The 26,671-nt window shown below is 70.6% G+C and carries 26 protein-coding genes; 15 read left to right on the plus strand and 11 right to left on the minus strand.

Annotated features, from left to right (window positions below; all coding sequences use genetic code 11):
• On the minus strand, nucleotides 1-2,571 hold a 2,571-nt coding region (locus tag Air01nite_RS34120), incomplete at its 3' end, for a fibronectin type III domain-containing protein (RefSeq protein ID WP_203707501.1).
• A gap of 49 nt (nucleotides 2,572-2,620) precedes the next feature.
• Nucleotides 2,621-3,982 carry a DUF4832 domain-containing protein gene (locus Air01nite_RS34125; RefSeq protein ID WP_203707502.1) on the minus strand — a complete coding sequence of 454 codons (1,362 nt, stop codon included), beginning with the start codon at nucleotides 3,980-3,982 and terminating at the stop codon, nucleotides 2,621-2,623.
• Between the two features lie 134 nt (nucleotides 3,983-4,116).
• On the opposite strand from Air01nite_RS34125, the gene Air01nite_RS34130 reads away from it, so the two are divergent.
• The 5 genes from Air01nite_RS34130 to Air01nite_RS34150 all read left to right on the plus strand — a co-directional run bounded on the left by Air01nite_RS34130 (nucleotide 4,117) and on the right by Air01nite_RS34150 (nucleotide 10,058).
• Nucleotides 4,117-4,998 (plus strand): carbohydrate ABC transporter permease, encoded by an 882-nt coding sequence (locus tag Air01nite_RS34130; RefSeq protein ID WP_203707503.1) that lies wholly within the window; start codon nucleotides 4,117-4,119, stop codon nucleotides 4,996-4,998.
• Nucleotides 4,999-5,010: 12 nt separating this feature from the next.
• The gene (locus Air01nite_RS34135; protein WP_203707504.1) at nucleotides 5,011-5,895 is read left to right on the plus strand and encodes a carbohydrate ABC transporter permease; all 885 of its coding nucleotides are present in this window, start codon (nucleotides 5,011-5,013) and stop codon (nucleotides 5,893-5,895) included.
• Between the two features lie 28 nt (nucleotides 5,896-5,923).
• The gene (locus Air01nite_RS34140; protein WP_203707505.1) at nucleotides 5,924-7,276 is read left to right on the plus strand and encodes an ABC transporter substrate-binding protein; all 1,353 of its coding nucleotides are present in this window, start codon (nucleotides 5,924-5,926) and stop codon (nucleotides 7,274-7,276) included.
• A gap of 73 nt (nucleotides 7,277-7,349) precedes the next feature.
• Complete coding sequence (locus Air01nite_RS34145) at nucleotides 7,350-8,846, plus strand: glycoside hydrolase family 36 protein (RefSeq protein WP_203707506.1); 1,497 nt, start codon at nucleotides 7,350-7,352, stop codon at nucleotides 8,844-8,846.
• Between the two features lie 36 nt (nucleotides 8,847-8,882).
• Nucleotides 8,883-10,058, plus strand: coding sequence for an ROK family transcriptional regulator (locus Air01nite_RS34150; protein ID WP_203707507.1), 1,176 nt, complete (start codon nucleotides 8,883-8,885; stop codon nucleotides 10,056-10,058).
• Nucleotides 10,059-10,258: 200 nt separating this feature from the next.
• On the opposite strand, the gene Air01nite_RS34155 is transcribed toward Air01nite_RS34150, so the two are convergent.
• Together Air01nite_RS34155 and Air01nite_RS34160 are read right to left on the minus strand one after the other, a co-directional pair.
• Nucleotides 10,259-10,909, minus strand: coding sequence for a dienelactone hydrolase family protein (locus Air01nite_RS34155; RefSeq protein WP_203707508.1), 651 nt, complete (start codon nucleotides 10,907-10,909; stop codon nucleotides 10,259-10,261).
• A 390-nt stretch (nucleotides 10,910-11,299) separates the two neighbouring features.
• Complete coding sequence (locus tag Air01nite_RS34160; protein ID WP_239091159.1) at nucleotides 11,300-11,968, minus strand: DUF2306 domain-containing protein; 669 nt, start codon at nucleotides 11,966-11,968, stop codon at nucleotides 11,300-11,302.
• Between the two features lie 133 nt (nucleotides 11,969-12,101).
• On the opposite strand from Air01nite_RS34160, the gene Air01nite_RS34165 reads away from it, so the two are divergent.
• Together Air01nite_RS34165 and Air01nite_RS34170 are read left to right on the plus strand one after the other, a co-directional pair.
• On the plus strand, nucleotides 12,102-13,205 hold the full coding sequence (locus tag Air01nite_RS34165; RefSeq protein WP_239091160.1) for a sensor histidine kinase: 1,104 nt from the start codon (nucleotides 12,102-12,104) through the stop codon (nucleotides 13,203-13,205).
• On the plus strand, nucleotides 13,205-13,864 hold the full coding sequence (locus Air01nite_RS34170; RefSeq protein WP_203707510.1) for a response regulator: 660 nt from the start codon (nucleotides 13,205-13,207) through the stop codon (nucleotides 13,862-13,864). The genes Air01nite_RS34165 and Air01nite_RS34170 overlap by 1 nt, the downstream gene beginning before the upstream one ends.
• A gap of 180 nt (nucleotides 13,865-14,044) precedes the next feature.
• Here Air01nite_RS34170 and Air01nite_RS34175 read toward each other — a convergent pair whose 3' ends face one another.
• On the minus strand, nucleotides 14,045-15,088 hold the full coding sequence (locus Air01nite_RS34175) for a cupin domain-containing protein (RefSeq protein ID WP_203707511.1): 1,044 nt from the start codon (nucleotides 15,086-15,088) through the stop codon (nucleotides 14,045-14,047).
• Nucleotides 15,089-15,200: 112 nt separating this feature from the next.
• Between Air01nite_RS34175 and Air01nite_RS34180 the strand changes: the two genes are divergently transcribed.
• From Air01nite_RS34180 to Air01nite_RS34215, 8 genes are all read left to right on the plus strand, one after another.
• Complete coding sequence (locus Air01nite_RS34180; RefSeq protein WP_203707512.1) at nucleotides 15,201-15,506, plus strand: hypothetical protein; 306 nt, start codon at nucleotides 15,201-15,203, stop codon at nucleotides 15,504-15,506.
• Nucleotides 15,507-15,626: 120 nt separating this feature from the next.
• Complete coding sequence (locus tag Air01nite_RS34185) at nucleotides 15,627-16,529, plus strand: metal ABC transporter solute-binding protein, Zn/Mn family (RefSeq protein ID WP_203707513.1); 903 nt, start codon at nucleotides 15,627-15,629, stop codon at nucleotides 16,527-16,529.
• Between the two features lie 2 nt (nucleotides 16,530-16,531).
• Nucleotides 16,532-17,284, plus strand: a complete 753-nt coding sequence (locus Air01nite_RS34190; protein WP_239091161.1) for a metal ABC transporter ATP-binding protein — start codon at nucleotides 16,532-16,534, stop codon at nucleotides 17,282-17,284.
• Nucleotides 17,277-18,161, plus strand: coding sequence for a metal ABC transporter permease (locus Air01nite_RS34195; RefSeq protein ID WP_203707514.1), 885 nt, complete (start codon nucleotides 17,277-17,279; stop codon nucleotides 18,159-18,161). Before Air01nite_RS34190 ends, Air01nite_RS34195 begins: the two co-directional genes overlap by 8 nt.
• The gene (locus Air01nite_RS34200; protein ID WP_203707515.1) at nucleotides 18,158-19,024 is read left to right on the plus strand and encodes a hypothetical protein; all 867 of its coding nucleotides are present in this window, start codon (nucleotides 18,158-18,160) and stop codon (nucleotides 19,022-19,024) included. The genes Air01nite_RS34195 and Air01nite_RS34200 overlap by 4 nt, the downstream gene beginning before the upstream one ends.
• Before the next feature lie 21 nt (nucleotides 19,025-19,045).
• Nucleotides 19,046-19,375, plus strand: a complete 330-nt coding sequence (locus Air01nite_RS34205; RefSeq protein ID WP_203707516.1) for a nuclear transport factor 2 family protein — start codon at nucleotides 19,046-19,048, stop codon at nucleotides 19,373-19,375.
• Nucleotides 19,376-19,448: 73 nt separating this feature from the next.
• Nucleotides 19,449-20,156 (plus strand): DUF3159 domain-containing protein, encoded by a 708-nt coding sequence (locus Air01nite_RS34210; RefSeq protein WP_239091162.1) that lies wholly within the window; start codon nucleotides 19,449-19,451, stop codon nucleotides 20,154-20,156.
• Between the two features lie 146 nt (nucleotides 20,157-20,302).
• A complete protein-coding gene (locus Air01nite_RS34215) occupies nucleotides 20,303-20,470 on the plus strand; it encodes a hypothetical protein (RefSeq protein ID WP_203707517.1) in 168 nt (55 codons plus the stop codon).
• A gap of 120 nt (nucleotides 20,471-20,590) precedes the next feature.
• Here the strand turns inward: Air01nite_RS34215 and mnhG are convergent, their stop codons facing one another.
• From mnhG to Air01nite_RS34245, 6 genes are all read right to left on the minus strand, one after another.
• Nucleotides 20,591-20,923, minus strand: a complete 333-nt coding sequence (mnhG, locus tag Air01nite_RS34220; protein WP_203707518.1) for a monovalent cation/H(+) antiporter subunit G — start codon at nucleotides 20,921-20,923, stop codon at nucleotides 20,591-20,593.
• A complete protein-coding gene (locus Air01nite_RS34225; RefSeq protein ID WP_203707519.1) occupies nucleotides 20,920-21,180 on the minus strand; it encodes an MrpF/PhaF family protein in 261 nt (86 codons plus the stop codon). The genes mnhG and Air01nite_RS34225 overlap by 4 nt, the downstream gene beginning before the upstream one ends.
• 271 nt (nucleotides 21,181-21,451) lie before the next feature.
• A complete protein-coding gene (locus Air01nite_RS34230) occupies nucleotides 21,452-22,000 on the minus strand; it encodes a Na+/H+ antiporter subunit E (RefSeq protein WP_203707520.1) in 549 nt (182 codons plus the stop codon).
• Nucleotides 21,997-23,496 (minus strand): Na+/H+ antiporter subunit D, encoded by a 1,500-nt coding sequence (locus Air01nite_RS34235; RefSeq protein ID WP_203707521.1) that lies wholly within the window; start codon nucleotides 23,494-23,496, stop codon nucleotides 21,997-21,999. Before Air01nite_RS34235 ends, Air01nite_RS34230 begins: the two co-directional genes overlap by 4 nt.
• On the minus strand, nucleotides 23,493-23,897 hold the full coding sequence (locus Air01nite_RS34240; protein ID WP_203707522.1) for a Na(+)/H(+) antiporter subunit C: 405 nt from the start codon (nucleotides 23,895-23,897) through the stop codon (nucleotides 23,493-23,495). Before Air01nite_RS34240 ends, Air01nite_RS34235 begins: the two co-directional genes overlap by 4 nt.
• On the minus strand, nucleotides 23,894-26,656 hold the full coding sequence (locus Air01nite_RS34245; protein ID WP_203707523.1) for a Na+/H+ antiporter subunit A: 2,763 nt from the start codon (nucleotides 26,654-26,656) through the stop codon (nucleotides 23,894-23,896). The genes Air01nite_RS34240 and Air01nite_RS34245 overlap by 4 nt, the downstream gene beginning before the upstream one ends.
• Between the last annotated feature and the right edge of the window lie 15 nt (nucleotides 26,657-26,671).

A 26,671-nucleotide genomic window follows, 5' to 3' on the forward strand; every position in this document is an offset into this window, starting at 1 on the left:
TGCCATGGGAATCCGGATGTCCTGGAAGCTCGTGGTGATCACCGGACGTGCCCCACCGTCCAAAGTAAAGTCACCGAACACCTTGGTAGAGCCGCCGAGCCCGAGGTTGAAGTGGCTCTGCTCTCCCCCGACCGCACCCTTGACCCGCACCACCAGATAGGTCCGGCTCGACAGGTCGACACCGACGTCAGACCCGAACCAGCCACAGTTGTTGTAACGCAGGCTCAACGCCCCACCGGTCACAACCCCGGAACCACCGCCGTCGAGGAAACAGTTCCCGCCGGTCCACTTGCCCAGATCGTTCTGAGCCGAAGACGGATACGCCGGCGTGCCGTCGAAGTTGTCCAACACCAGACCCGTCGGCGGTGGCGGCGTCGCATCCGTCGTCACCGACACGGTGTTGCTCGCCGCCGACCGGTTCCCCGCCGCATCGCGCGCCCGAACCGTATAACCGTAGGCCGTGGCCGCGGTCAGACCATTGTCCGTGAACGACGTCGCCGTCGGACTGCCCACCAACGTCGCACCACGGAACACCTCGTAGCCCGTCACACCCACGTTGTCGGTCGACGCCGTCCACGACAACGAGACCGACGTATCGGTCTTCCCGGTCGAGGACAACGTCGGCACGCTCGGCGCCGTGCAGTCACCCGCACAACCGGTCGTGGTCGCCGAGACCGTCGCCGACGGCCCCGACACGTTGCCCGCAGCGTCGACGGCCCGCACCTGGTACTGGTAGGTCTGTCCCGGCGAGCGCCCGGTGTCCGTGAACGACGTGCCGGTCGGCGAACCGGCCAGCGTGCCGTCCCGGAACACCTGGTAGCCGGTGACCCCCACGTTGTCGGTGGACGCAGCCCAGGACAGCGAGACGCTCGTATTGGTAGTCCCGGATACGGTCAGACCAGACGGTGCCGACGGCGCGGCGCAGTCACCGGTGCAGGTGCCGGTGGTGGAGAGGCCGCCGAGGTTGACCCAACCGTCGGTGCCCTGGTTGGCGTTGGCGAACGACAGCGGCAGCGCCGGCCGCCACTGGTCGATGATCCAGTCGGTGAGCCGGCTCGCGGCGGGCCGGGCCCGCAGCACCTCGGGCGTGACCACCTCGAGCGGGTTGCGCACCTTCAGCACCAGGCTGTAGTTGCCGGCCGGCACACCCGCGGTGCTCAGCGTCGCGGAGAAGTTGACCGGCCGCCCGAAGTCGAGGTACGTCGGGTCGCCGCCCACACCCCAGTCCGGGAACGCCCGGATCCGCAGCGGCTGCACCTGGCGCAGGTCCCAGCTCGTGTCCCAGGTCTTCACGATGGTGCCGGCCGCGTTGCGCAGGCCGACCACGGTCGTCCACGGGTAGTAGAACGGCGCCACACCGTTGTTCTGCATGGTGACGCCGACCTTGAACGTACCCGAGGCCGTGGCGTTGAAGTTGGCCTGCGGGATGTGCAGGTTGTAGCCCATCTTGCGCACGCCGGCCGAGACCTTCGGGTCGGTGACGCTGTAGCCGCCGGCGCCGGTCTGGTTGATCATCCAGCTGATGTGGGTGAGCTCGGTCGCGGCGAGCACGTCATCGACCTGCCCGGAGCCCCCGGGCCAGTTCGCGTAGAGGCTGCCCTGGATCTCCGGCCGGGCCTCGCCGCCGATCGACTGTGTCACCCACCGGTTCTCGGTGGCGGTGTTGAGCTGGAGCTGGAGGAACGCGTCGTCCCAGCCGTTCATCGACGCGGGAAGGGTCATACCCTTCAACTGGTTGCCGCGCCACTCCTTGTAGGGCCAGGAGTCGTCGTGGAAACCGATGTTGGCGTTCTCGGTGCCGGCCAGCGGGTACCGCACCTCGAGCTGGACGTTGGCGAACGCGTTGTCGAACGCGGCCATCAGCGTGCGGATCGTGGCGTCGGTCGGCATCAGGTTGGGATAGCCGTCCGCCGTGTCACGGTCGTACGGCCAGGTGTGCCACTCGCCCCAGAGCCCGACCAGGCCCATCGTCATGAAGCCGATCCGCGGGTCGGCGGTGCCGCTGGGACCGGCTCGGTCGTAGCGCGCGGCGAACGCGTTGATGAAGCTGGTCAGCGCCGCGATCACGTCCGGGTCGTCGTAATCCGGGCTGACCGTGCCCCAGAAGCCGTTGGTGCGCAACGCCATCTTGCCGTTGAGGCACGGCGGGATGCCGTTGCCCGGGTGGGTCCCGCTGCCGCCGGGATACTCGACGTAGAACCGGAACGCGACCTGGCGGCCCCAGACCGCGGCCTCGTCGAGGGCCTTCTCGAACACACTCCAGTCGAAGACCGAACAGCTGTTGGGGTCCTTCATCACCTCGTTGAGCGCGAAGTAGCTCCAGACGAGGCCGCCCGGGTACTTGGCGCCCAGGTTGTCGCCGGGGAAGAGATAGGGCGCGAAGCCCTTGAGCGGCTGGCCGACCGGCGCGTCGGCGTAGGCGTAGGTGTGCGTGGCCAGGCTGGTGTCGGGGCCGGGGCCGGCCGGCGGGCGGGACGGTGGGCCCGCCGGGGCCCCGGCCGCGCTGGTCGAGACCAGCACGAGCGTCAGTGCGGCCGCGGATGCGGCCAGCAGCTTGCGTACGGATGGCATGGACCGTGTTCCCTTCGGGACGGAGTTAGGAACAGGTGCGCGGGTGCCGTCAGCGGGTGGTGACGGCGCCCAGGGTGAGCCAGCCGGACTGGTTGTCCTGGCTGGTGTTGGCGAATCGCAACGGGATGCCGTTGCGCAGCGGGTTCGCCACGCGCATGACGATCTGGTAGCGACCGGCGCGCAGGCCGCGGGTGTCGATCCGGCTCGACAACGTCACCGGGTCGGCACCGGGCTGGATGCCGGTCATGGTCCAGGGTGTGTGCCAGCGCCGGACGACCCGGCCCCGGTTGTCGACGGCGGCCAACTCGGTGCGCCAGTCGTAGTAGAACGGCGCGACGCCGCGGTTGGCGACGCGGACCGACACGCGGTCGCGGGCGAGCGCGGCCTGCGTCACGGTCAGCTCGTAGCCCAGCGACCGGGACGCGGCCAGCGCGCGGTCGTAGTTGGCTCCCGTATAGCCCGTGGGCGCGAACGCGGCGTGGTTGATCAGCCAGGAGGCGTGGGTCTGTGCGACCGATGACGCGAAGTCCTCGTACTGGCCGCAGCTCACCGGCTCGTCCCAGAGGCAGGACTGGATCTCCGGGCGCAGCTCGCCGCCGATCGGCTCCTGCCGCCATTTCTCGGTCACGCCCTGGTCGATCAGCCGCTGGACGAAGTGCCAGGACTGCACGGGCAGGGTCTCGAAGGCGAACGAGTCGTCGTGGTAGCCGATGCCGAGGTCCTTGTTCTCCGGGCTGGGATAGCGGGCGAGCAGCCGGGTCCGGTCGAAGGACCGCTCGTAGGCGCCGAGGACCCGGGTGAGCACGCCGGTGGCCGGCATCCAGTTCTCCGGCTGGGTCCAGCCGTCGTACGGCCAGGTGTGCCACTCGCCCCAGAAGCCGATCAGCCCCAGCGTGACGAACCCGATCCGCGGGTCACCGTCGTACCGCCGGCCGAAGGCGGTGATGAAGTTCTCGAGCGCGGAGACCAGCCGCGGGTCGTCGTAGTCCGGCGAGACGCTGACGCCGTTGTTGCCGAAGTCCGGGTACGGGCGGGTGAGCAGGCCCTGGTCGAGCAGGTACTGCGGGATGCCGGTGGGTTTGCCGGGATAGTCCAGGTAGAAGCGGAACACGGCCTGGTGCCCACGGCTCGCGATGTCGTCGAGCTGGCGTTCGAGGGCCTCCCAGTGGAACTGCCGCGGCCCGGTCATCACGTCGCGCAGCGAAAGGTAGAACCATTCCATGCTGTACGGGAACGTCTGGTAGCTGCCGGCGTACGGCAGGAAGCCTTTGAGGGGGTTGTCGGCGGGGGCGGGAGCGTAGGACAGCGGAGTCCACTGGGGACCATTAGTGGCGGATGCGGGTGCGGGTGTGGCAGCGGCGATCGCGAGCGTCGCCAGCAGGGCCACGCCCAGGCGGAGTGCTCTTCTCATGACGGTTGGTCAGCCTCCCCGGCGTTTCCGAAGCAATACGAAGAGGTGTTGACAAAATTTCGAAGGACTACATCATTATTCGGGAACGGGCCGGCTGGCAAGAGCCAACCCGGGAGAAAGATCAGAGGCGATCGATGAGAGCGACGAAACGGCGCGACGACCGTCGCGCGGCCTGGTGGTTCCTGCTGCCGGTGCTGGTGGGCTTCACCGTCTTCTACGGCTACCCGGCGGTGCGCGGCCTCTGGTACTCGGTCACGGACTACACCATGCTCAACACTCCGTCGTACGTCGGCGCGGAGAACTACACCGAGCTGATGCGCGACAGCGAGTTCTGGCACTCGCTGCTCGTCACCGGCTGGTACGTGCTCCTCAACATCGGGTCGCAGACGATCCTGGCGCTGGGCCTCGCCGCGCTCATGCACCGGCTGACCCGGTCGGTCGTGCTGCGCGCGACGCTGCTGCTGCCCTGGCTGGTCCCCAACGTCACCATCGGCCTGCTGTGGATGTGGCTGCTGGACACCAACCTCGGCTTCCTCAACCACCTGCTCGGCACGCTGGGCCTGGGCCCGGTCGGCTTCCTGTCCGACGCGACCTGGGCGATGCCGTCGATCGCGGCCATCAACACCTGGGCCTACACCGGCTACACGGCGCTGCTGCTCTACGCCGGGATGCTGCAGATACCCCAGCACCTCTACGAGAGCGCCGCGATCGACGGCGCCAACGAGTTCCGGATGTTCCGCCGCATCACCCTGCCGCTGTTGCGCCCGGTGCTGGCGCTGGTGCTCGTCGTCTCGCTGATCGGGTCGTTCCAGATCTTCGACACCATCGCGGTGACCACCAAGGGCGACCCGGTCGGTGCGACCCGCGCCATCTACTACTTCATCTACGAGGAAGCCTTCAGGTTCTTCCACCTGGGGTACGCCGCGGCGGCGGCGATCTGCCTGGCACTGATCCTCGGCGTGCTCACCGTGATCCAGATGCGCCTGCTGCGCGCGTCCCGGTCGGATCTGGCTTAGGGGGCCCGACGCATGCGTAGGAAAAGGATCACTCTCAGCCGCGCGCTCGGCTGGACCGTGCTCGCCGTGGTCGTCGTGGCCAGCGTCTTCCCGTTCTGGTGGATGGTCCGCACCGCGCTGACCCCGGCCGCCGACATGTACACCGACAACTCCGGCCTGCTCCCCGACCACCCGACGATCGTCAACTTCACCCGGGTGCTAGGCCTGACCACCGAGGCCGAGGCTCGCGCCGCCGGCGGCTCCGGCGCGCACGTCGACTTCGCCCGCTACCTGCTCAACTCGATCGTCTACTGCGCGCTGATCGCCGGGTTCCAGACCCTGTTCTGCGCGATGGCCGGCTACGCGTTCGCCCGGCTGCGCTTCCCGGGCCGCGACCTGGTCTTCGGCATCCTGATCAGCGCGCTGATGGTGCCGCCGATCTTCACGCTGCTGCCCAACTTCGTCTTCGTCAAAGAGCTCGACCTGATCAACACGATGGCCGGCATGGTCGCGCCGACGATCCTGATGACGCCGTTCGCGGTCTTCTTCCTCCGCCAGTTCTTCCTGTCGCTGCCCCGCGACGTGGAGGAGGCGGCGATCCTCGACGGCAGCGGGCCGTGGGGCATCTTCTGGCGCATCGCGCTGCCGATGAGCCGCGGCCCGCTGATCACCATCGGGCTCACCACGATCGTCTGGGCCTGGAAGGACTACCTCTGGCCGCTGCTGGTGGGCCGCAGCGAGGAGAACCGGCTCGTCACGGTCGCGCTCGGCGTGTTCCTCCAGCAGTCGCCCAACACGCAACCCGACTGGACTGGCCTGATGGCCGCATCCACGCTCTCGGTCCTGCCCGTCCTGATCCTACTGATCTTCATGGGCAAGCGCCTGGTCCAGTCCCTGAACTTCACCGGAAGCAAGTGACCCCGTACCCCGCAGAGAAGAGGATGAGATGATCCGCAGATCACGTGCCGGGGCAGCACTGCTGTCGCTGGCCGTCGTGGCCGGGCTGGCCGCCTGCTCGAAGTCGGGCGACGACGCGTCCAGCGGCGACGCCGTCACCCTGGACTACTGGCTCTGGGACGACAACCAGAAGGCGTCCTACCAGGCCTGCGCCGACGCGTTCCACGCCGACAACCCGAACATCACCATCAAGATCACGCAGTCGGCGTGGGACCAGTACTGGCAGAACCTGACCACCCAGGTCGCCGCCGGCGAGGCGCCCGACGTGTGGACCAACCAGGGCTCGTACTACCCGCAGTTCGTGACCTCGGGCCAGATCCTGGACCTGCAGCCCTACGTCAAGGCCGACAACGTCGACCTGTCGCAGTACCAGGCGGGCCTGGCCGAGCTGTTCGAGAAGGACGGCAAGCGGTACGGCCTGCCGAAGGACTGGGACACGATGGCGGTCGTCTACAACACCGACCTCCTGAAGGCGCAGGGCCTCGACGCGGCCGCGCTCAAGGACCTGACCTGGAACCCGACCGACGGCGGCACCTTCGAGCAGGCGATCGCGAAGGCCACTGTGGACGCGAACGGCAAGAACGGCCTCGACCCCGCGTTCGACAAGGGCAAGGTGAAGACGTTCGGCTTCTTGCCCGAGTGGAAGGACGGCTCCCAGGGCCAGAACGGCTGGGGCAACTTCGCCGCCATGCTCGGCTTCACCTACCTCGACAAGAACCCGTGGGGCACGCAGTACAAGTACGACGACCCCCGGCTGGCCCAGGTGATCGACTGGTACAAGGGCCTGATCGCCAAGGGCTACAGCCCCGCGCTCGACCAGAAGTCGACGCTGGCGAACGACGCGCTGATGAACGCCGGCAAGGGCGCCATGACCATCACCGGCTCCTGGATGATCAACAGCTACCTAGGTGACAGCGCGAAGGTGAAGTTCGCGTTCGCGCCGCTGCCGGCCGGCCCGCAGGGCCGCAAGTCGGCGATCAACGGCCTCTCCGACGCGATCTGGTCCGGCACCGAGCACAAGGACGAGGCCTGGAAGTGGGTCAAGTTCCTCGCCTCGACCGACTGCCAGGACATCGTCGCGAACAACGCGGTGGTCTTCCCGGCCATCAAGACCGCCAGCGAGAAGGCGCTCGCCGCGCACGAGAGCAAGGGCCGGGACGTGCAGCCGTTCATCGACGAGGCGACGGCGCCCGGCGGCACGTTCTTCCTGCCCATCACCGACAAGGGCAGCGAGGTCAGCCAGATCGTGCAGGACGCCATCCAGTCCGCGGTGCTCGGCCAGACCGACTCGGCCACCGCGCTGAAGAAGGCGAACGAGCAGGTCAACGCCCTGTTCAAGTAGGCAACCACGATTCGACCGGGTGCGGCGGGAGCCACGAAGCCCCGCCGCATCCCCCTACCCGCCAAGGAGAACAATGGCACTGCTCATCGAGCTCGCCGGACGCACCTTCGCCCTCGAACACGACGGCCCCGGCAGCCCGCAGCCAGCCGACGGGGGCCTGCTCCTGCCACCGGGCCGCGTCGCGCTGCTGCACGGACTGGGCGACGCCCTGTTCTACCGGCACGGGCAGAACTCCTGGAGCCCTTGCGGGTGGCGGCGGCTGACCGAGCCGCCGCTGCGCATCGCGAACCCGCAGCGGCGCGTCACGGCCGACGACGACGTCTGGGACGACCCGGCCCGGCACCATTCGTCGGCGGTGGCCGCGCTCGACGCCGGCGACGGCAACGTCCTGCTGCTCGGCGCGCTCGGGCTCGGCGTGCCGCGGCTGTCCGCCGACCGCGACGCGATCGCCGGCTGGTACGAGAGCGGTGCCGCGCCCTGGTTCGCCGCGTACGGGCCGGAGGAGGAGGTGTTCGCCGCCTACACCCGGCACCTGGCCGCCCGGCTAGGCAGCAGCGACCGGCGCGCGGGCAACGTCTGGTGCTCCTGGTACGCGTACTACGAGACCATCACCGAGCAACAGCTCGCCAAGGACCTCGACGATTTGCGCGGCCTGCCGTTCGACGTCGTGCAGGTCGACGACGGCTGGGAGGAGCTGGTCGGTGACTGGCAGCCCAACCAGAAGTTCCCGTCCGGGATGCGGGCGCTGGCCGACCGCATCACCGACGCAGGCATGACACCCGGGCTCTGGCTGGCGCCGTTCATCGCCCTGCCGGGCGCATCGATCTCCCAGCGGCGGCCGGAGCTGTTGCTGCGCGACGCCCGCGGTGAGCGGGTGATCGCGGGTTCCAACTGGGGCAGCGGCTACTACGCCCTCGACCTGTCCCGTCCGGACACATTGGACTACCTCGGCGAGCTGACTCAGCGGGTGGTGCACGACTGGGGTTTCAAGTACCTGAAGCTCGACTTCATCAACGCGGGTGCCGTGCCGGGATCCCGGCTGGACGGTGCCGAGCGGGAACAGTCCTATCGCGACGCGATCGCGCTGATCCGCCGGGTCGCCGGCGACGACGTCTACCTGCTCGGCAGCGGCGCGATCCTGCTGCCGTCGCTGGGCATCCTCGACGGCCTGCGCAGCGGGCCCGACGTGGCGCCGATGTGGCAGAACTACGCCAGCGACGACCCGTCCGACGCGATGGCCCGCAACGCGGTCGTCAACGCCGTGCACCGCCTGTGGCACCAGCCGCTGGTCGAGGTCGACCCGGACGTCGTCTACTTCCGCAGCCGGCTGAACCTGCTCACCGACCAGCAGTTGGCCTGGCTGCGCGACCTGGCCGACGTCTGCCGGTTCCGGGCCATCTCGGACCCGCCGTCGTGGCTCACGCCGACCGAGCTCGAAGAGATGACCGGTTACCTGTCGGCGCGGCCGGAGATCGCGCGGTCGGGGCGGTACGCGTACACGATCGACGGTCGCATCGCCGACTTCACCGCGGCGATCACGCCCGCGGCGGCGGCGTACCCCATCTCCTAGGCTATTTTGTAAAGGTCAAAGCGTAAAGAAAAAGGGATGAACGTGACAGAACTGGCGACGACCGGCGCGGACCTCTCGCGGCTGCGCGAGCTCAACTCGTTGAGCATCGTGCGCGCGCTGCGCGACCACCCGCCGTCCACCGTCACCGAGCTGTCGCAGCGCACCGGGCTGTCCCGCCCCGCGGTCGACGTGATCGCGCAGGGCCTGGTCACCGACGGCTGGGCGAGCGTGCTGGAGCCCGGCGCGAGCAGTGCCGTGGGCCGGCCGGCGCGTCGCTACCAGTTCCGGGCGGGCGCGGGCCACGTGCTCGGCGTCGACGTGGGCGTGCACAAGATCCTGGCGTTGCTGGCCGACCTCGACGGCAACATCGTGCAGACGGTACGCCGGTCGGTCGCCGCGGACGCCGGGCCGGCCGCCCGTCTCGCCGAGCTCGACAAGGTCGTCAACGCGTGCGTGGCCAAGGCGGGCAAGACCCCGTCGGACATCTGGGCGGTCACGGTCGGCGTCACCGGCGCCGTCGACGCGGCCGGGCAGACCAGCTTCTTCACGCCGCTGCCGGGCTGGAAGGGCGTCAACCTGACCACCCACCTGAGCGCGCGGTTCACCTGCCCGGTCATCGTGGAGAACGACTGCAAGCTCGCGGCCCTCGCGGAACGCTGGAAGGGCGCGGCCAGCGACGCGGACGACATCGTCTACCTGCTCGCCGGCATGCGCAACGGCGCCGGCCTCATCATCGACGGCGTCCTGCGCCGCGGCTACGGCGGCGCCGCGGGCGAGATCGGCGCCCTCAAGCAGGTGCGCTGGCTGAACGCACCCGCCCACCTGCAGAACTGCCCCGGCGTCCCCGACACGGTCAGCCCGGACGACGCGGCGGCCTGGGTCTTCACGGCGGCCCGCGACGGCAACCGCGCGGCCCGCGCGGCGGTCAACCGCTACGTCAAGGACCTGGCCGTCGGCGCGGCGGCGCTGGTCCTCACCCTGGACCCGCAGGTCGTCATCTTCGGCGGCGGCTTCTCGCGGTCCGCCGACCTGGTGCTGGACCCGCTGCGCACCGAGTTGTCACGCCTGTGCCTGCGCATGCCGGAGGTCCGCGCATCGACGCTGGGCGCGGACTCGGTCGCGCTGGGCGCCCTGAAACTGTCACTGAACGAAATCGACGACCGCCTGTTCGGCGCGGGCCTGTCGGCTCCGGTGGCACCCCGCCGCCAGTAGTCTGGTGGCCGGCGACCCACCGCCGTGCCTCGCCGGTGACCTGGTCGCGCGCACCCGGTTCGTCGACGACCGCCCTGTTTCATCGCGGGCCGGCCGGCTCCGGTCGCCCCCGCCGCCCAGTAGCCAGGTGATCCACGAGCCACCGCCGCGCCTCGCCGGCGACCTGGTCGCGGGCAATTGGTTCCTCGACCATCGCCTATTCAGCGCGGGCCTGCCGGCTCCCCTGACCCGCCGCCAGTCACCAGATAATCCACGAACCAGCGCCCGGCTTCGGCGGTGACCAGGTCCAGGGCGCCCGGCTCCTCGAAGAGGTGTGTGGCGCCCGGGATGACGCGTAGGTCCGTCGTCGCGGTCATCTTCGCGCGGGCCTGTTCGTTGAGGTCCAGCACGCGGGTGTCGTTCTGCCCCACGATCAGCAATGTCGGCGCGCGGACCCGCGCCAGAGCAGGCCCGGCCAGGTCGGGGCGGCCGCCGCGGGAGACCACCGCGCGGACCTCGGCGGGGCGCTCGGCCGCGGCGACCAGCGCGGCGGCGGCCCCGGTGCTGGCGCCGAACAGGCCGACCGGCACGCCGGTGTGTTGGCCCAGCCAGTCGACGATGCCCACCATGCGGTCGGTGAGCAGGTCGATGTCGAACCGGGTGTCGACCCGATCCTCCTCGGCGGTGAGCAGGTCGGCCAGCACCGTGCCCAAGCGGCGCTCGCCCAGGCCTGCCGCGACCGCCCGGTTGCGTGGGCTGTGCCGGGAGCTGCCGCTGCCGTGCGCGAACGCCACGACGCCGATCGGGTCCGCCGGCAGGGTTACGTCCGCGTCCAGCGTGACGCCGGCGGTCGGGATCCGAATGGTCCCCATGCCCGCCGACTACCCCACGTGCACTGTCTCAACCACTAACCAGGTCTTTGGAAGGTCCTTTGCAATCAGAATCCAATTGCACGGAACCTTCCAAACAACCCCGAAAACCGGCGGAGCGCGCGTGCGCCGCGGCCCAACGGCAACGTGTTGGCATTGGCCGGGCTCGAAGCGGTGGGCGCCCCTCCGCGCGGCGGGTCCCTGCGCCTCGCCACCGACCTGCGGCACCCGCACCCTGTCCCCCGCACCACAGCCCGTGCCGGGCGCCGGGCGGCTCACCAGCGCAGCCGGCAATGCGCTCGGCATCACGGTGAGGCTGACGTCGAACTCGGTCTGGAGCGCGGTCAGGTCGAGGATGGCGCCCTCGGGAAGCTGGCCGGTGACGATCCGGCCTCACGGAACCGACGGGACTGACCCCGGCGCGACTCGCGCTCGCGGGCCGGCGGCTGCTCGACGGCGCCGGATGATCCACTCGGCGACGACGACGTTGATCAGCCAGCCGGCGGTCAAGGTTGCGGTCCGTCCGGTCGTGGTGAGCGGGCCGACCGCGGCGAGCCAGGCCGCGTTCGTGAACGCCTGGGTGCCGGCGCCCATCGCGATCGCGTACCCGCGGATCATCCAGGCGCGGTGGCGAGCGAATTCGCGTCGCCGCACGGCGACGAAGCCGCGGACCAGCGCCGCGCCCATCCAGGCCACCACGACCACGCGGATGACGACCAACGCCCCGGAGTCGTGGGTGCCGGGCGGCAGGAACAGCGTCAGCCATAGGCCGCTGAGCGCGGCGGTGAGTCCACAAGGGACGAGAATCCGGCCCGCGGCGCGGTGCCAACCCCGATTGCGGCGGCGGAACCGGGGCGCGAACTGGAACGCGCCGAGGATGCTGAAGACGGTCACGCTGACGATGTGCAGAGCCAGTGCCACGGGAGCGGAGGTGACCCGGTCGCTGTCCGCGATCGTCGCCGGGCCGCCGGCCAGTTCGGCGAGGCGCAGGCTGCCGGCCGCCACCGGGACGGCGGCGAGCAGGACCAGGCCGGTGGGGATGAGCCAGTTCGAGGACTTCACCCTTTCGATGGTCGCGGCGCGGGCGGTCGGAGCCATCGGAACGGGGGCCGGTGTCATACCGATCAAAGGTCTGGGACGCAGCCCGTACTTTGAGCTAATCCGCTGCGCGGTGCGGCGTGCGTACCATCTGATCGTGCGCGATCTATGGGCGTGGCCCCGCGTCCCGGACCCGCCGCCGCGGGGCTGGCGGGACTGGCTGCTCGTCGGCCTGGTCGTGACGGCCGTCGTGCTCGAAGGGCTGCTCGCCGACGACCGGTCGGTGATCGTGGTGGTCACCGCTGCCGCGCTGGCGCCGGCCCTGCTGTGGCGCCGGTCCCGGCCGCTGCTCATGGTCGCGATCGTGTTCACGACGACCACCGTCGTGCCGGTGCTCATGGGCCACGAGTTCTACCTTTTCGCCGCCGCCTACGTGCTGATCTTCCCGTACGCGTTGTTCCGCTGGGACTCCGGCCGGGCGGCACTGGCCGGCGTCGCGGTGGTGCTGGCCAAGATCGGCGTGACGGCAGCCGCCGGGCAGCTCAGCTTCACCGACGCCGTACTCGGTGTCGTGGTGATGTTCGCCGAATTCGCGCTCGCCGCCGCCTTCCGCTACCGGGCCCTGCTCTGGGTGCGCGGGCTCGACGAGGCCAAGCTGCGCGAGCGGGAGCGGCTCGCCCGCGACCTGCACGACACGGTCGCGCACCACGTGTCGGCGATGGCGATCCGGGCGCAGGCGGGCATCGCGACGGCCGCCACGCGACCGGAGGCAGCGGTCGAGGCCCTCGAGGTGATCGAGGGCGAGGCGACCCGCGCGCTGGCGGAGATGCGCACGATGGTGCACGGCCTGCGCCACGCCCAGCCGGCGGCGCTGGCGCCGAGCCCCGGGATTCCCGATCTCGCCCGGCTGGCCGGCGGGCCTCAGCCCGGGCCGGTGGTCGACGTGGAGTTGCGCGGCGACCTCGACGGCATCCCGTCGACGATCGGCACCGCGATCTACCGGCTGGCGCAGGAGTCGGTGACCAATGCCCGCCGGCACGCCCGCCACGCGAGCCGCATCGAGGTGCGGGTCAGTGCCGACGCGGACGCGGTGCGCCTGCGGGTGAGCGACGACGGCACGCCCCAACCAACCGGCGACGCCGGCTTCGGGATCGTCGGGATGACCGAGCGGGCGGGGCTGCTCGGCGGCACGCTCGAGGCGGGACCCAACGCCGACCGAGGCTGGACGGTGGCCGTGGCACTGCCGAGGTCCGGAGCCTGATGGCCACCAGCGTGGTCGTCGCGGACGACCAGGAGATCGTCCGCACGGGGTTGACCATGATCCTCAACGCCCAGCCGGACATCGAGGTCGTGGGCGAGGCCGCGGACGGCGACCAGGCCGTCGAGCTGGCCCGCCGCCTGCGCCCTGACGTGTGCCTGTTCGACATCCGCATGCCGGTCCTCGACGGCATCGAGGCCACGCGCCGCCTCGCCGGTCCGGACGTCGCGGACCCGCTCGCGGTCGTCGTCATCACGACCTTCGACCTCGACGAGTACGTGTACGCGGCGCTGCGCGCGGGCGCCCGCGGGTTCCTGCTCAAGGACGCCGGCACAGCGCTGCTCACTCAGGCCGTGCACGCGGCGGCACGCGGTGACGCGCTGATCGCGCCGAGCGTCACCACCCGGCTGCTGCGGGCATTCGCGGACGCCGCGCCGTCGGCACCGGCCCCGCAGCCGGTCGACCCGCTCACCGACCGGGAGGAGGAGGTGCTCGTGCTGGTGGCCCGCGGCCGCACGAACACCGAGATCGCAGCCGAGCTCTACATCAGCCTCAGCACGGTCAAGACCCACATCACGAGCCTGATGGGCAAGCTCGGTGTCCGGAACCGGGTCGAGATCGCGATCTGGGCGTACGACACGGGGCGCGTGCGAAAACGCTAGGGGCTTGCGGGTCACCGCGGCGTGCCCGTCGAGCGCCGCCTCGGTGGGGTCGGGCTCACAGCGCCAGCTGATCGCAGGCACGAACTGCGATCTCGTGGGTGTTCTCGGCAGTGTCCTTGCGGTTCCACATCCGCGCGCTGTGCGGCACGCTGGTGTCCGGCACGGGAACGTCTTTGGTCGTTATGGGCGTGCCGGGTCGCGCGGATTGTTGCGGCTGACGATCAGCGGATCGACCGGCGTCAGCGGAAACTGCGGCAGTTCGCGCTCGCGCACGCCGAAGGAGGCCGCGAGCACTTCCCGGGTGAACGCCGACGCGGTGGCGCGGTAGCCGATGTCGGCCGGCATCGGCTGGTCGAAGAAGATCAGGAAGTGGAAGCCGTCCTCACCCAGCGTCTCGATGTGGTGCGGGTACGCGCGTGGCACGAAGTAGGCCTGGCCCGGTGAAAGCTCGTATTCCGCGAGACTGCCGTCCGGCGAGAGCACCCGCATCCTCGCGTGTCCACGGTGGACGTAGCCGAGCTCAGCAGTGACCGGATGCCAGTGCGGCTCGCGCATGCCGTCGTCGCGCACGGCCAGCGAGTACATCGACAGGTCCTCCAACGCCGCCCAGTACTGCTTGCGGGCCAGCTTCGCCCAGCCGTACTCGTAGGACAGCGGCGCGACCTGGCCCTCCGCGTCGAACAGTCGGGCATTCGGCAGGCCGGCGGTGTCGGGAATCCGTGGCCGGCCCGCACGGCGCACGATCTGCGACGAGTGGTGCCGGTCGAAGGCGTCGAAGGCCGAGGACGGCAGGTCGTACGTGTTGCCGAGCACCGCGTTGGTCATCGCGCTGAAGCTGTCCTGCAGCGAGAAGTGCTCGGGCCGGTCTGTGCGCAGCGCCGCGATGATCTCGGCCTCGCCCTCGCCGACGTTCTCGATGTGGTAGACGGCGCCTGACTCGACGTGGTACATCTGCCCGGTCCGCACGACGAACGTCGAGAAGGTGTCGCCGTTGCCGAGCGTCGAGACAAGCACGGTCCCCTTGGACACGTACGCGATCTGGTTGGCGTTGACGTTCCACTGTGGCTCGCGGATCGCGCCCTCGGCCAGCGATATCCGCTTGATGGACATGCCCGACAGGATCGGCAGTGATCCCGCGTCAAGTTGCCTGATGCTGCCGAAGTCGTTCTCGAACACCTGGTCGCCGTCGACGAGCGAGCCGACATAGGATTGCTGGCCGGGCATGACTCCCAGCCTAGCCAGCGCGTCCGGCCGTCGCGGTGAAATCGCGGACACTGTGGACCGACATGAATCGCTTTCGGACGGTCGGCGGCGACCCGCGGTGTACGGTCACCGCATGCGCGTTCCGACCGCCGCGATCACCGCGGGATCCCTCATCGGCGGGTGGCAGGTCGCCCGTCAGACCGGCAACCGACAGCTCGGCGGCGTGGTCCTGGCGGCCGGCGGCGTGCTGGCCGGCCGGGAGTGGGCCCGGCGGACGAGCCCGGCCGTGACCGGGGCACTGGTGGCGACCTACCTCGGCGCCTTCGGCCTGTCGCACCCGCTGGCCAAGCGCATCGGTTCCTGGCCGGCGGTGCTCGCGGTCTCGGCGGTGACCGCCGCGGTCTCCTACGCCGCCGCGGATCGCCGCCCGCCGCGCTGAGCATGCACGCATGCGTATGCGACAACCATAATGGAAATCACTTTCATGTGTCTTGTGCGGGGCGGAGGCGTCGCCTAGCGTCCCGGGAATGAACATCATTTCCATTAAGCGAATGCTCCCGTGACGCCGAGGCCTGGTTTGCTCGGCGCGACGCTGTTGTCTCTCACCCTGCTCGCCTCGGCGTGCGGCTCGGCCAGTGCGGAAGGCGACGCCGCCGCAGACCCGGACCGCCCCTCGGTGGTCGCCTCGACCAACGTCTACGGCGACATCGTCCGGCAGATCGCCGGCGACCGGGTCACGGTCACGTCGATCATCAGCGACCCGTCGGCCGACCCACACTCGTACGAGGCGAACACCCGCACCCAACTCGCCCTCGCCGACGCGGACGTGGTCGTCGAGAACGGCGGCGGCTACGACGACTTCGTCGACACGATGCTGACCTCCGCGAACACCGACGCGACGGTGCTCAACGCCGTCGAGATCTCGGGCAAGTCCGGCGAGGAGCTCAACGAGCACGTCTGGTACGACCTCCCCTCGATGGCCACGCTCACCGACCGGCTCGTCACCGCCCTGTCCGCGGCGGACCCCGGCGGCGCGGCCACGTTCAGCACCAACGCCGCCGCCTTCAAGCAGAAGCTGGACGGCCTGGCGCACACCGCGACCGAGATCAAGGCGGCGCACACCGGGGCCGGAGTCGCCATCACCGAACCCGTGCCGCTCTACCTCCTCGAGGCGTGCGGGCTGGTCGACAAGACGCCCGAGGCGTTCAGCGAGGCGATCGAGGAGGGCACCGACGTCCCGGCCACCGTGCTCCAGGAGACGCTGGCGCTGTTCACGGGCAAACAGGTGAAGATGCTCGCGTATAACGAGCAGACCACTGGGCCCGAGACCGAGAAGGTGCTCGCCGCGGCGAGGGACAACCAGGTCGGGGTCGTCCCCGTGACCGAGACGCTGCCGGCGGGCAAGGACTACGTGGCCTGGATGAGCGGGAACCTCGACGCCATCAGGTCGGCGCTGGGCTGACGGTGCTCGACATCAGCGACGCCGCCCTGCGCTTCGGCCGGCACGAGCTGTGGTCCGGGCTCTCGCTGCGGGTCGAACCGGGCGAGTTCGTGGCGGTCCTCGGCGCCAACGGCTCGGGCAAGACCAGCCTGGTCCGCGCCATCCTCGGCCTGCGGCGCCTGAGTGCCGGCACGCTGCGGGTGACGGGCGGACCACGCAGCATCGGGTACGTGCCGCAGCAACGGCGGATCGACCCGCTCACGCCGTTGCGGGCGCGCGACGTGGTCGGTCAGGGCCTCGACGGACACCGTTGGGGCCTTGGCCGTCGCCCAGGCCGCGCGGAGCTGATCGGGGAAGCCCTCGACGAGGTCGGCGCGGCCGGATTCGCGGACCTGCCGATCGGCCTGCTTTCGGGCGGCGAGCAGCAGCGGGTACGCATCGCGCAGGCGTTGGTCGCCGACCCGCGGCTGCTGCTCTGCGACGAACCCCTGCTGTCCCTGGACCTGCGCAGCCAGCAGACCGTGACGGCGCTCGTCGACCGGCGACGCCGTCAGAAGGGCACGGCCGTGCTGTTCGTGACGCACGAGATCAACCCGGTGCTGCCCTATGTGGACCGGGTGCTCTACCTGGCCCGCGGCCGGTTCCGGACGGGGACGGTCGAGGAGGTGTTCACCTCGGCGACGTTGTCCGAGCTGTACGACGTACCCATCGACGTGTTGCGTGTCAACGGGCGGATCGTCGTCGCCGGCCTTCCCGCGGAGGCCGCGCATGTTTGACTTCGCCGACTACGGCGAGCTGCTCGCGCTCGTGCACAACTCGCTGCTCGCCGGCGCGGTGCTCGGCGTCGTGGGCGGGCTGGTCAGCACGTTCGTGATGATGCGGGACCTGCCGTTCGCCGTACACAGTGTCAGTGAGCTGTCCTTCGCCGGCGCGTCCGGTGCGCTGCTGCTCGGCACCAACGTGGTGCTGGGCTCGCTGACGGGATCCGTCGTCGCGGCCCTGCTGATCGGCCTGCTCGGCAGCCGGGCCCGTGACCGCAACTCCGCGATCGGCGTGCTGATGCCGTTCGGGCTCGGCCTGGGCGTGCTGTTCCTCGCCCTCTACAAGGGACGGTCCGCGAACAAGTTCGGTTTGCTGACCGGGCAGATCGTCGCGGTCGACACCCCGCAGCTCTCGTGGCTCCTGGCCACCTCGGCGGTCGTCCTGGTCGCGCTCGCGGTGATCTGGCGCCCGCTCGCCTTCGCCAGCGCCGACCCGGAGGTGGCGGCCGCCCGCGGTGTCCCGGTCGCCGCGCTGTCGACGGTGTTCATGGTGCTGCTCGGCCTGACGGTGGCGATGTCGGTGCAGATCGTCGGCGCGCTCCTCGTGCTCAGCGTGGTCTGCACACCTGCGGCCGCCGCGATGCGGGTCACGGCCTCGCCTCGCCTGGTCACGGGGCTGAGCGTGCTGTTCGCGACGGTCTCGGTCGTCGGCGGGATCCTGCTCGCGCTGGGCAGCACGGTCCCGATCAGCCCGTACGTCACGACGATCGCGTTCCTGATCTACCTCGGCTGCCGCGCCGCCGGTGCGTACCGCCGGCGCCGGGGGTGGACGGCGGGGGTCCGATTCGTTCAAGACGAGCGCGCGCAGCCATCCGTACCGTCTGGTGTATGAACGAACGCTTCGTTAATGGACGGACCTTTCTCATGCGCGACGGGCGGCTGCTGGAGCGGCGGCTCTTCGCCACCTGCTTCGAGGGCGCGCCGGGCCAAGGGGTGCTCGACGCGCTGCGCGGCTACGCCAACGACGACGGCGGCTTCGGCCACGCGCTGGAGCCCGACAAGCGCTGCCCGGCCAGCCTGCCGCTCGACGTCGAGTGCGCGCTGCAGGCGATGGTCACGGCCGGGGTGGCAGACCTGGCGACGGTGCGGCGAGCGTGCGACTACCTCGCCGGGATCGGCACCGCGGTGCCGCTGGCGTTCCCGGTCGTCGAGGACTATCCGCGGGCCGTGCACTTCACGGAGTGGACCTACGAGAGCGCCCTCAACCCGACCGCCGGGCTGGCCGGGCTGCTCTACCAACTCGGCGTCGACCACCCGTGGCTGCCCGCCGCGGCGGCGTGGTCCTGGAAGCAGATCGACACCGCCGAACTGCCGACCGACGCCCACGCGCTGCGCGAGATCCTGGTGTTCCTGGCGCACACGCCGGAGCGGGAGCGGGCCATGACCGCGGCGGCCAAGGTCCGTGACGCGCTCACCACGGCCACGCATTTCCGGTTGGATCCCACGGACCCGGAGTACGGGGTCACGCCGCTGAGCATCGCGCCGTCGGCCGACAGCCCGTGGCGGGCGCTGTTCACCGAGGAGGTCATCCAGGGTCACCTCGACCGGCTGGAGCGCGACCAGCAGGACGACGGCGGCTGGCCGATCACCTGGGAACCGCCCGGCCAGGCGGCGGCCCTCGAATGGCGCGGCATCGTCACGCTGGAAAACCTGCGGACCCTCGTGTCGTACGGGCGACTCGACCCGCGGCGTTGAGGGGCGTGCCAGGGTGTACGCATGACCCAACAGCAGCCGCCGCCCGCGGCGATCGCGGCCATGATCGACGCGACCAACGCCGGTGACACGGAGGCGTTCGTCGCCTCCTTCACCGACGACGCGTACGTGCGGGACGGGAGCCGGGAGTTCCACGGGCACGCGGGGGCCCGCGACTGGGACCGGACCGACAACATCGGCGTCGGGATGCACTTCGACGTTCTGTCCTGGTCGTCGTCCGGGGCCGAGGACTACGTGGTGACGATCCGCGCGACGAGCCGGCGGTTCAACGGCACCGGGGACATGCGGGTCACGCTCCGCGACGGGCGGATCGCCCGGCTCGAAGTCGGCTGAGCGGGGACTATCAGCATTTCCGCAGCTTCCAGCGGTCGCGCGGACCCGGGAACCTGGGTTACGGTGAGGCTCCATGCCCCCGATCCCCCCGGTGACCATGACTCTCTGTAAAGACGAAGCCTGTCACGTCATAGAGGTCGGCGCGCTCCGGCCGGCACTGGTGCGCGCCGCCCGACTGTTCGCGGAGACGGTGCTCGTGCCGACCGGACTCCTCTACATCGTGCTGCACACCGCCGGGTTGCTCCCCGCCCTGTTGTCCGTGATGGGGTGGTGTGCGCTCACGGTCAGCATCCGCTTCTTCACGGGCCGTCATCTGCCGGGCACACTCCTGGTCTGCGCCGGCGCCCTATGCGCCCGTGCCCTGGTCGCCCTGGCGCTGTCGAGCGCACTGGTCTACTTCGTGCAGCCGGTGATCGCCTCGGTGTTCATGGCGGCCCTGTTCCTGGGCAGCGCCCTGCTCGGCCGGCCGATCACCATGCGCCTGGCCCGCGACTTCGTCTCACTGCCGGCCCAGCTGCACACCCACCCGGGCCTGCGCCGGGTGTTCATCCAGACGGCGGCGCTCTGGGGCCTCGGCCGCCTGGTCGACGCGGGAATGAGCATCGGCTTCCTGCACATGGGCCTGGACCTTGCCCTCCTCTCCCGCCCGGTATTCAGCGGCGCCCTGACGGTCCTGATGGTGGCCATCTGCACGGCCTGGGGGATCCGCTGCCTACGCCGCATGCCAGACGTGACGTTCCGCTTCGGCGGCATGAAGCCAGCCCAACCCGCCGCGGCCTGAGCCGGTTGGCAGACCAGCAGGGAGTCGAAGGACCCGACCGCGCCGTCGCCGAGCACCGGTAACAACGCGATCCGCCCGCCCGCGCCCCCGGCGCCACCCGCAAGCCAAACCTCAAGAACGTCGACCCCAAGCCAGTCATCCGGTCGATGGCAGACCGCACCGTCGCCGAGGCCCGGCACCAACGCGGCCAACCCACCCGCCGCACCCGCCCGCGCCCCCGGCGCCACAAGCGGGCTCGCCGGGTCTGTCCGGCGACGGCGACGCCACCACGGATGATCGTGGTGAACGCGGGCCGCCAGATCTTCAACCAGTGACGATCATCCGGGGCCGCCGGGAGGAATCCCCCCACGCCGAGGGCGGTCGTGGAGGCGTTCGGCCCTGCCTCCGGGGTGACCTGGCACGCGGCCCATCACCGCACGGTCCGGGAGGGCAGTTCACCGATCCCGGTCGGCCAGCTCGTCTACCACCAGCAGGTCGGGTCGTTGCAGGCCCGAGCGGTAGGCCACCCGGCCCACCATGTGTGCCGCGACCGGGGCCGTGGTCAGTTGGAAGGCTCCGATCAGTACCAGGGTGGTGATGTCGACCGTGTTGCGGAAGCGGAGCGCGCAGCCGAGCAGGACCAGGAGCAGGCCGAGCACCTGCGGCTTCGTGGCCGCGTGCATGCGGGACAGGATGTCCGGGAACCGGGTCAGCGCGACCCCCGCGGCCAAGCTGAACAAGGCCCCGGCGACGATGAACGCGGACGCGACCGCGTCGATCGCGCTCACTTGCCGTTCCGGGCGGCGAACCGGGCGACGCTGACCGAGCTGACGAAGCCCAGCACCGACAGGACAACCAACACCGGCAACGCCGTCGCGTCGCCGGTGAAGGCTGCCTCCGCCGCGATCGCGGCGACGATGATCGCGAGCAACACGTCGGTGGCGACGACCCGGTCCAGGATGGACGGTCCACGGACGACCCGCACGAGCGCGAGGAGCGCGGCGCCCGCGAGGATAACGGTCACGGTGACAGCTACGGCGGTCATGCTCGTGCCTCGCTCCGCGGGCCCCGACCCGACCGCATGCGACCGAACTGACCCCACGAGCACCGCTCACTGACCGCTCGCGCCCCGCTCCGCGACTCCCGACCTGACCCCATGCGACCGAACTGACCCCGCGAGCACCGCTCGCTCACCGCCCGCGCCTCGCCCCGCAAGCCAGGACCTACCCGCAAAAGCCCGAACCGACCACGCGAGACCCGCCCACTCACCGCCCGCGCCTCGCTGCACGAACCCCGACCCGACCGACTGCCTGAGCTCATAACACTCCCCCTTCGGTTGTGCGGCGGACCTCGTCCGGCGAGCCCACCGCGGCGACGATGCGTGACTCCAGCGCGAGGACGTCCTGGCGGAAGCGTTCCGCCTCCGCGCGGTCCCGGACGTCCAGGACGTGGATCCAGAGCACCCCTTCGGCGCGGTCGACCTCGACGATCAGGCTGCCCGGCACCAGTGACAGCGCCTCCGCCGTTAGCGTCAGGTTGAGGTCCGTGCCGACCCGCAGGCCTACCCCGATGATCGCGCCGTGTGGGGTGTAGCCGAACCGGAACGCGAGCCAGGCGATCTGGACGCTTGCCACGAACAGGTCGCGGAGGAACCACGCCACGAACCGGGCCAGCGGCACGGGTCGCAGGCGGCCCGCGAAGACGACCGGTGGCAGCGGGAAGACCAGCAGCACGATGCCCGCGACGACCAGGCCGCCGAGCAGGTTGGCCCACGAGAACGTGCCCCACAGCAGGATCCACACGAGCGCCATGCCGAGCACCGCGACCGCGCGGTTGGCTCGGCGTGTCCGGGCGTCGCCGGTCATCGGGCGCTCACCGCGCGGACCGCCTCGACGTACGGTGCGCGGGCCAGCAACTCCGTGGCCGCGTCGAACGTCACGTCGAACAGCGGGCCCGCGAGGACCGTCAGCGCGAGGCCGCCCACGACCAGCGCGACGGTCGAGGCGACCATCAAGCCGGGCAGACCGGCCTCGAAAGGCGCGGCGGGCGGCCGGCGCCAGAAGGCGAGGTTCCAGACGCGGGCGACCGCGTACAACGTGAGCAGGCTTGTTGCCAGTCCCGCGGCCACCAGCGCCCACGGCAGGCCGCCGCCCGCCGCGACGCCGGCCTCGATCAGGCCCAGCTTGCCGAGGAAGCCGGAGAACGGCGGAATGCCCGCCAGGTTCATCGCCGGCAGGAAGAACAGGATCGCCAGCAGCGGCGAGAGGCTGGCCAGGCCGCCCAGGCGGTCGAGTGACGTGCTGCCGCCGAAGCGTTCGACCAGGCCGACCACCAGGAACAACGTCGTCTGGATGGTGATGTGGTGGACCGTGTAGAAGATCGCGGCCGACAGGCCGGACGCGCTGGCCAGGCCGATCCCGAACAGCAGGTAACCGATGTGGCTGACCAGCGTGAACGACAGCAGCCGCTTGATGTCGGACTGCGCTATCGCGCCGAGGATGCCTACCAACATGGTCAGCAGGGCCAGCACGAGCAGCAGGTTCGGGGTCGGTCCGCCGGGGAACAGCAGCGTCTCCACCCGGATGATCGCGTAGATGCCGACCTTCGTCAGCAGGCCCGCGAACACCGCGGTGACCGGGGCCAGCGCCGTCGGATAGCTGTCGGGCAGCCACGCCGACAGCGGGAAGACCGCGGCCTTGATGCCGAACGCCAGCAGCAGCACGCAGTTGAGCATCAGCCGCAAACCCGACGGCAGCGCGTCGAGGCGGCCGGCCAGCTGAGCCATGTTGACCGTGCCCGCGGCCGCGTACACCAGGCCGATCCCGGTCAGGAAGATCAAGGACGACAAGAGGCTGACGACGACGTACGTCGTACCCGCGCGAACTCGATCTTCCGTTGCGCCGACGGTGATCAGCACATAGCTCGCCACGAGCAGGATCTCGAAGCCCACGTACAGGTTGAACAGGTCCCCGGCCAGGAACGCGTTGGTGACGCCGGCGGTCAGCACCAGATACGACGGGTGGTAGATCGACAGCGGCGTCTCCTCGTTGCCGTCCGCCATGCCCTGGCCGATCGAGTAGACGAGCACGCTGAGCGTGACCGCCGCGGAGACGACCAGCATCAGGGCGGCGAACCGGTCCGCGACCAGCACGATGCCGGTCGGGACCGGCCAGCCGCCGACCGCGACCACGAGCGTGCCGTTGGTCGACACCTCCACCAGCAGCGCGACCGACACCCCGAGCACCGCGGTCAGCGCGGTCAGGCTGACCAGCCGCTGCGCCCGCGGGAAGCGCGTCAACACCAGCGTCACGGCCGCGCCGAGCAGCGGCAGCACGACCGGCAACGGCACCAACGCGGTCACGGCGCCGGCTCCTCGTCGGTGTCTTCGCCGCCCGGCCCGATGTCCCGCTCCGCCCGCTCGATGATCCGGCGGTCCTCGATGTCGTCCTGCACCTCGTCGTGGCCGACCAGCCGCCAACTCCGGTACGCCAGCGCCAGCAGGAACGCCGTCAGCCCCAGCGTGATCACGATCGCCGTGAGGATCATCGCCTGCGGCAGCGGGTCGCTCATCTCGTCCTGCGGCGTGGTGCCGACGATCGGCGGCCCGCCGTACCGGCCGCCCGCGAGGATCAGCACGTTGACGCCGTTGGCCAGCAGCACCATGCCCATCAGCACCCGGGTCAGGCTGCGCTCCAACAGCAGGATCACGCCGCTGGCGAACAGGACGCCGACCACGACGACGTACGTGAGGTTCGGTGTCACGACGTCAGCCCCTGGCGGTCGATCTCCGCACCGAGGCTGCGCAAGACGTCCAGCATGAGGCCGACGATCACCAGGTAGACGCCGATGTCGAAGAAGAGCGAGGTGACGAGGTGGATGTCGCCCAGCACCGGCAGGTGGACGTCGACGATCGCGGTCTGCAGCACCTGGGCGCCCGCGAACATGGCCAGCACCCCCGTGCCCACCGCGACGAACAGGCCCGCGCCGAGCACCGCGCCCGCGTCGACCGGCGCCGCCGCCGCGAGCTCGGCCTGGCCGCCGGCCAGGTACCGCACCGCCAGCGCCAGCCCCGCCACGAGGCCACCGGCGAACCCGCCGCCGGGCGCGTTGTGGCCCGAGAACAGCAGGAAGATCGAGAACAGCACGATCGTGTGGAACACCAGCCGGGTGACCACCTCGAGGATGACCGACTGCCCGCCCGCACCGGCCCGCAGCCAGCCGGGCGACTGGATCGTGACCGCGCCGCCCCCACGGCGGCGCAGCGCCGCGGTCCGGCGGTAGATCAGGCTGGCCACGCCGGTGGCCGCCACGACCAGCACCGAGATCTCACCCATCGTGTCCCAGGCGCGGATGTCGACGAGGATCACGTTGACGACGTTCTTGCCGCCGCCGAACGAGACCGCCAGGTCCGGGAACGCGACCGACACCGGCGTGGCCTCCCGCCCGCCGACCGCCACGAACGTCATCCCGGCCGCGACCGCGCCGACCGCGATGCCGAGCAGGATCCGGCCGACCCGGCTGGTGCGGATCGGCCGCTCCGAGAACTTCGCCGGCAGCCGGCGCAGCACCAGCACGATCATCGCGATCGTCGCGGTCTCGACCAGGAACTGCGTCAGCGCCAGGTCGGGCGCGCCGTGCAGGATGAACAGCACGGCGACGCCGTACCCGGAGACGCCGACCAGGATCATCGCGGTCAGCCGCCGCAGCGCGCGGACCGCGGCCACCGCGGCGACGACGATCCCGGCGCCCACGACGGCCTGCAGCGACGTGTCCCACGCCCGGCCCCGGTCGGGCCACGGCGCGGAGCCGGCGAGGATGCCGCCCAGGCCGAAGACGAGCACCAGCAGGATCACGCCCAGGTAGGACGGCAGCGAGCCGCGCTGGGTGGCGCCGGTCAACTCGACCGCGCCGCGGTCCAGCCAGGCCATCACGCGCACGTACACGGTCCCGCCGTCGAACGGCAGCCGCAGCCGGTCCGCCGCCAGGCGCGGACCGACCACCGCGCCGACCACGAGGACCAGCACCGAGAGACCGAGCGGCCCGGTCAGACCGTGCCAGACCGCCAGGTGGTACGCGGGCCCGCTGGCCGGAAACATGTCCGCGTAGGGCGCGAGCACACCGTCGAGCGGTTTGGCGGCGGCGCCGACCCCGAGGCCCGCGACCGCGAGGATCGCCGGGCCGACCAGCCAGTCCCTCGCCGGCGCGCGCACCGGCGTCGGCGGCCGGCCGGGCTTGGTGGCGAAGGCACCCCACAGGAAGCGGATCGTGTACGCGACCGTCAGCGTCGACCCGATCACCAGCGCGGCCAGCACGACGAGGTCGGAGGCGCTGCCGTGCAGGAACGCCGCGAACGCCGCCTCCTTGCCGACGAAGCCCGCGAACGGCGGCAGCCCGGCCATCGACGCGGCGGCGAGCGCGGCGACCGCCGCCAGCGCCGGGGTCGTTTCGCGCAGCCCGCTCAACGCCCGCATGTCGCGGGTGCCGGTGCTGACGTCGATGATCCCGACGACCAGGAACAGGGTCGACTTGAACAGCGCGTGCGCGAGCAGCAGCGCGGCGCCGGCCAGGGCCGCGTTCGCGGTCGAGCCGCCGAAGACCGCGGTGAGCAGGCCGAGTTGGCTGACGGTCCCGTACGCGAGGAGCAGTTTGATGTCGTGTTGGCGCAGCGCCGCCCACCCGCCGAGCAGCATCGTGACGATGCCGGTGACCAGCAGCAGCGGTCGCCAGGGCGGGTCGCCGCCGACGGTCGGCCCGAACAGCGCGATGAGGAAGATGCCGGCCTTGACCATCGCGGCGGCGTGCAGGTAGGCGCTGACCGGCGTCGGCGCGGCCATTGCCGAGGGTAGCCAGAAGCTGAACGGGAAGATCGCGGACTTGCTGAGGGCGCCGAGCAGCACGAGCACGAGCGCGGCCGTGAGATGCCGGGCGTCCGGTTGCCGGGCGGCGATCTCCGAGAAGCGGTAGGTGCCGGCGCCCTCGCCGAGGATCACGAACCCGGCGAGCATCGCCAGCCCGCCCAGGGTGGTGACGAGCAGTGCCTGGGTGGCGGCTGCGCGGTTCGCCCGCTTCGTCGGGTCCTGCGCGATCAGCAGGTAGGAGAAGACGGTGGTCAGCTCCCAGAACACGTACAACAGGAGCAGGTTGTCGGAGACGACCAGGCCGAACATGGCGCCGGCGAACGCGACGAAGACGCCCGCGTACCGGCCGAGCCCGGTCTGGTCAGGTGGGAAGTAGCGGACGCTGTAGACGAGCACGAGCGCGCCGATGCCGCCGACGAGCACGACCATCAGCCAGGACAGCGTCGCCATCCGCAGGTCGATGTCGAGCCCGATGCGCGGCACCCAGGTGTAGCTCTCGGCGACCGCGCCGCCGCTGTTCATCTTTCTGGTGTGGGCGAGCGCCCAACAGAGCGCGGCGAGCGGCGCGAGCGCCACGAGATAGAGCGCTGGGCGCCCGAGCCACCGCACGAGCGCGGGGGCGGCCACGGCCATCACGCCATGGACCACCACCAGCACCAGCACACGCCCAGAGTAGGC

This window comes from Asanoa iriomotensis (assembly GCF_016862515.1).
Classification (GTDB): Bacteria; Actinomycetota; Actinomycetes; order Mycobacteriales; family Micromonosporaceae; genus Asanoa; species Asanoa iriomotensis.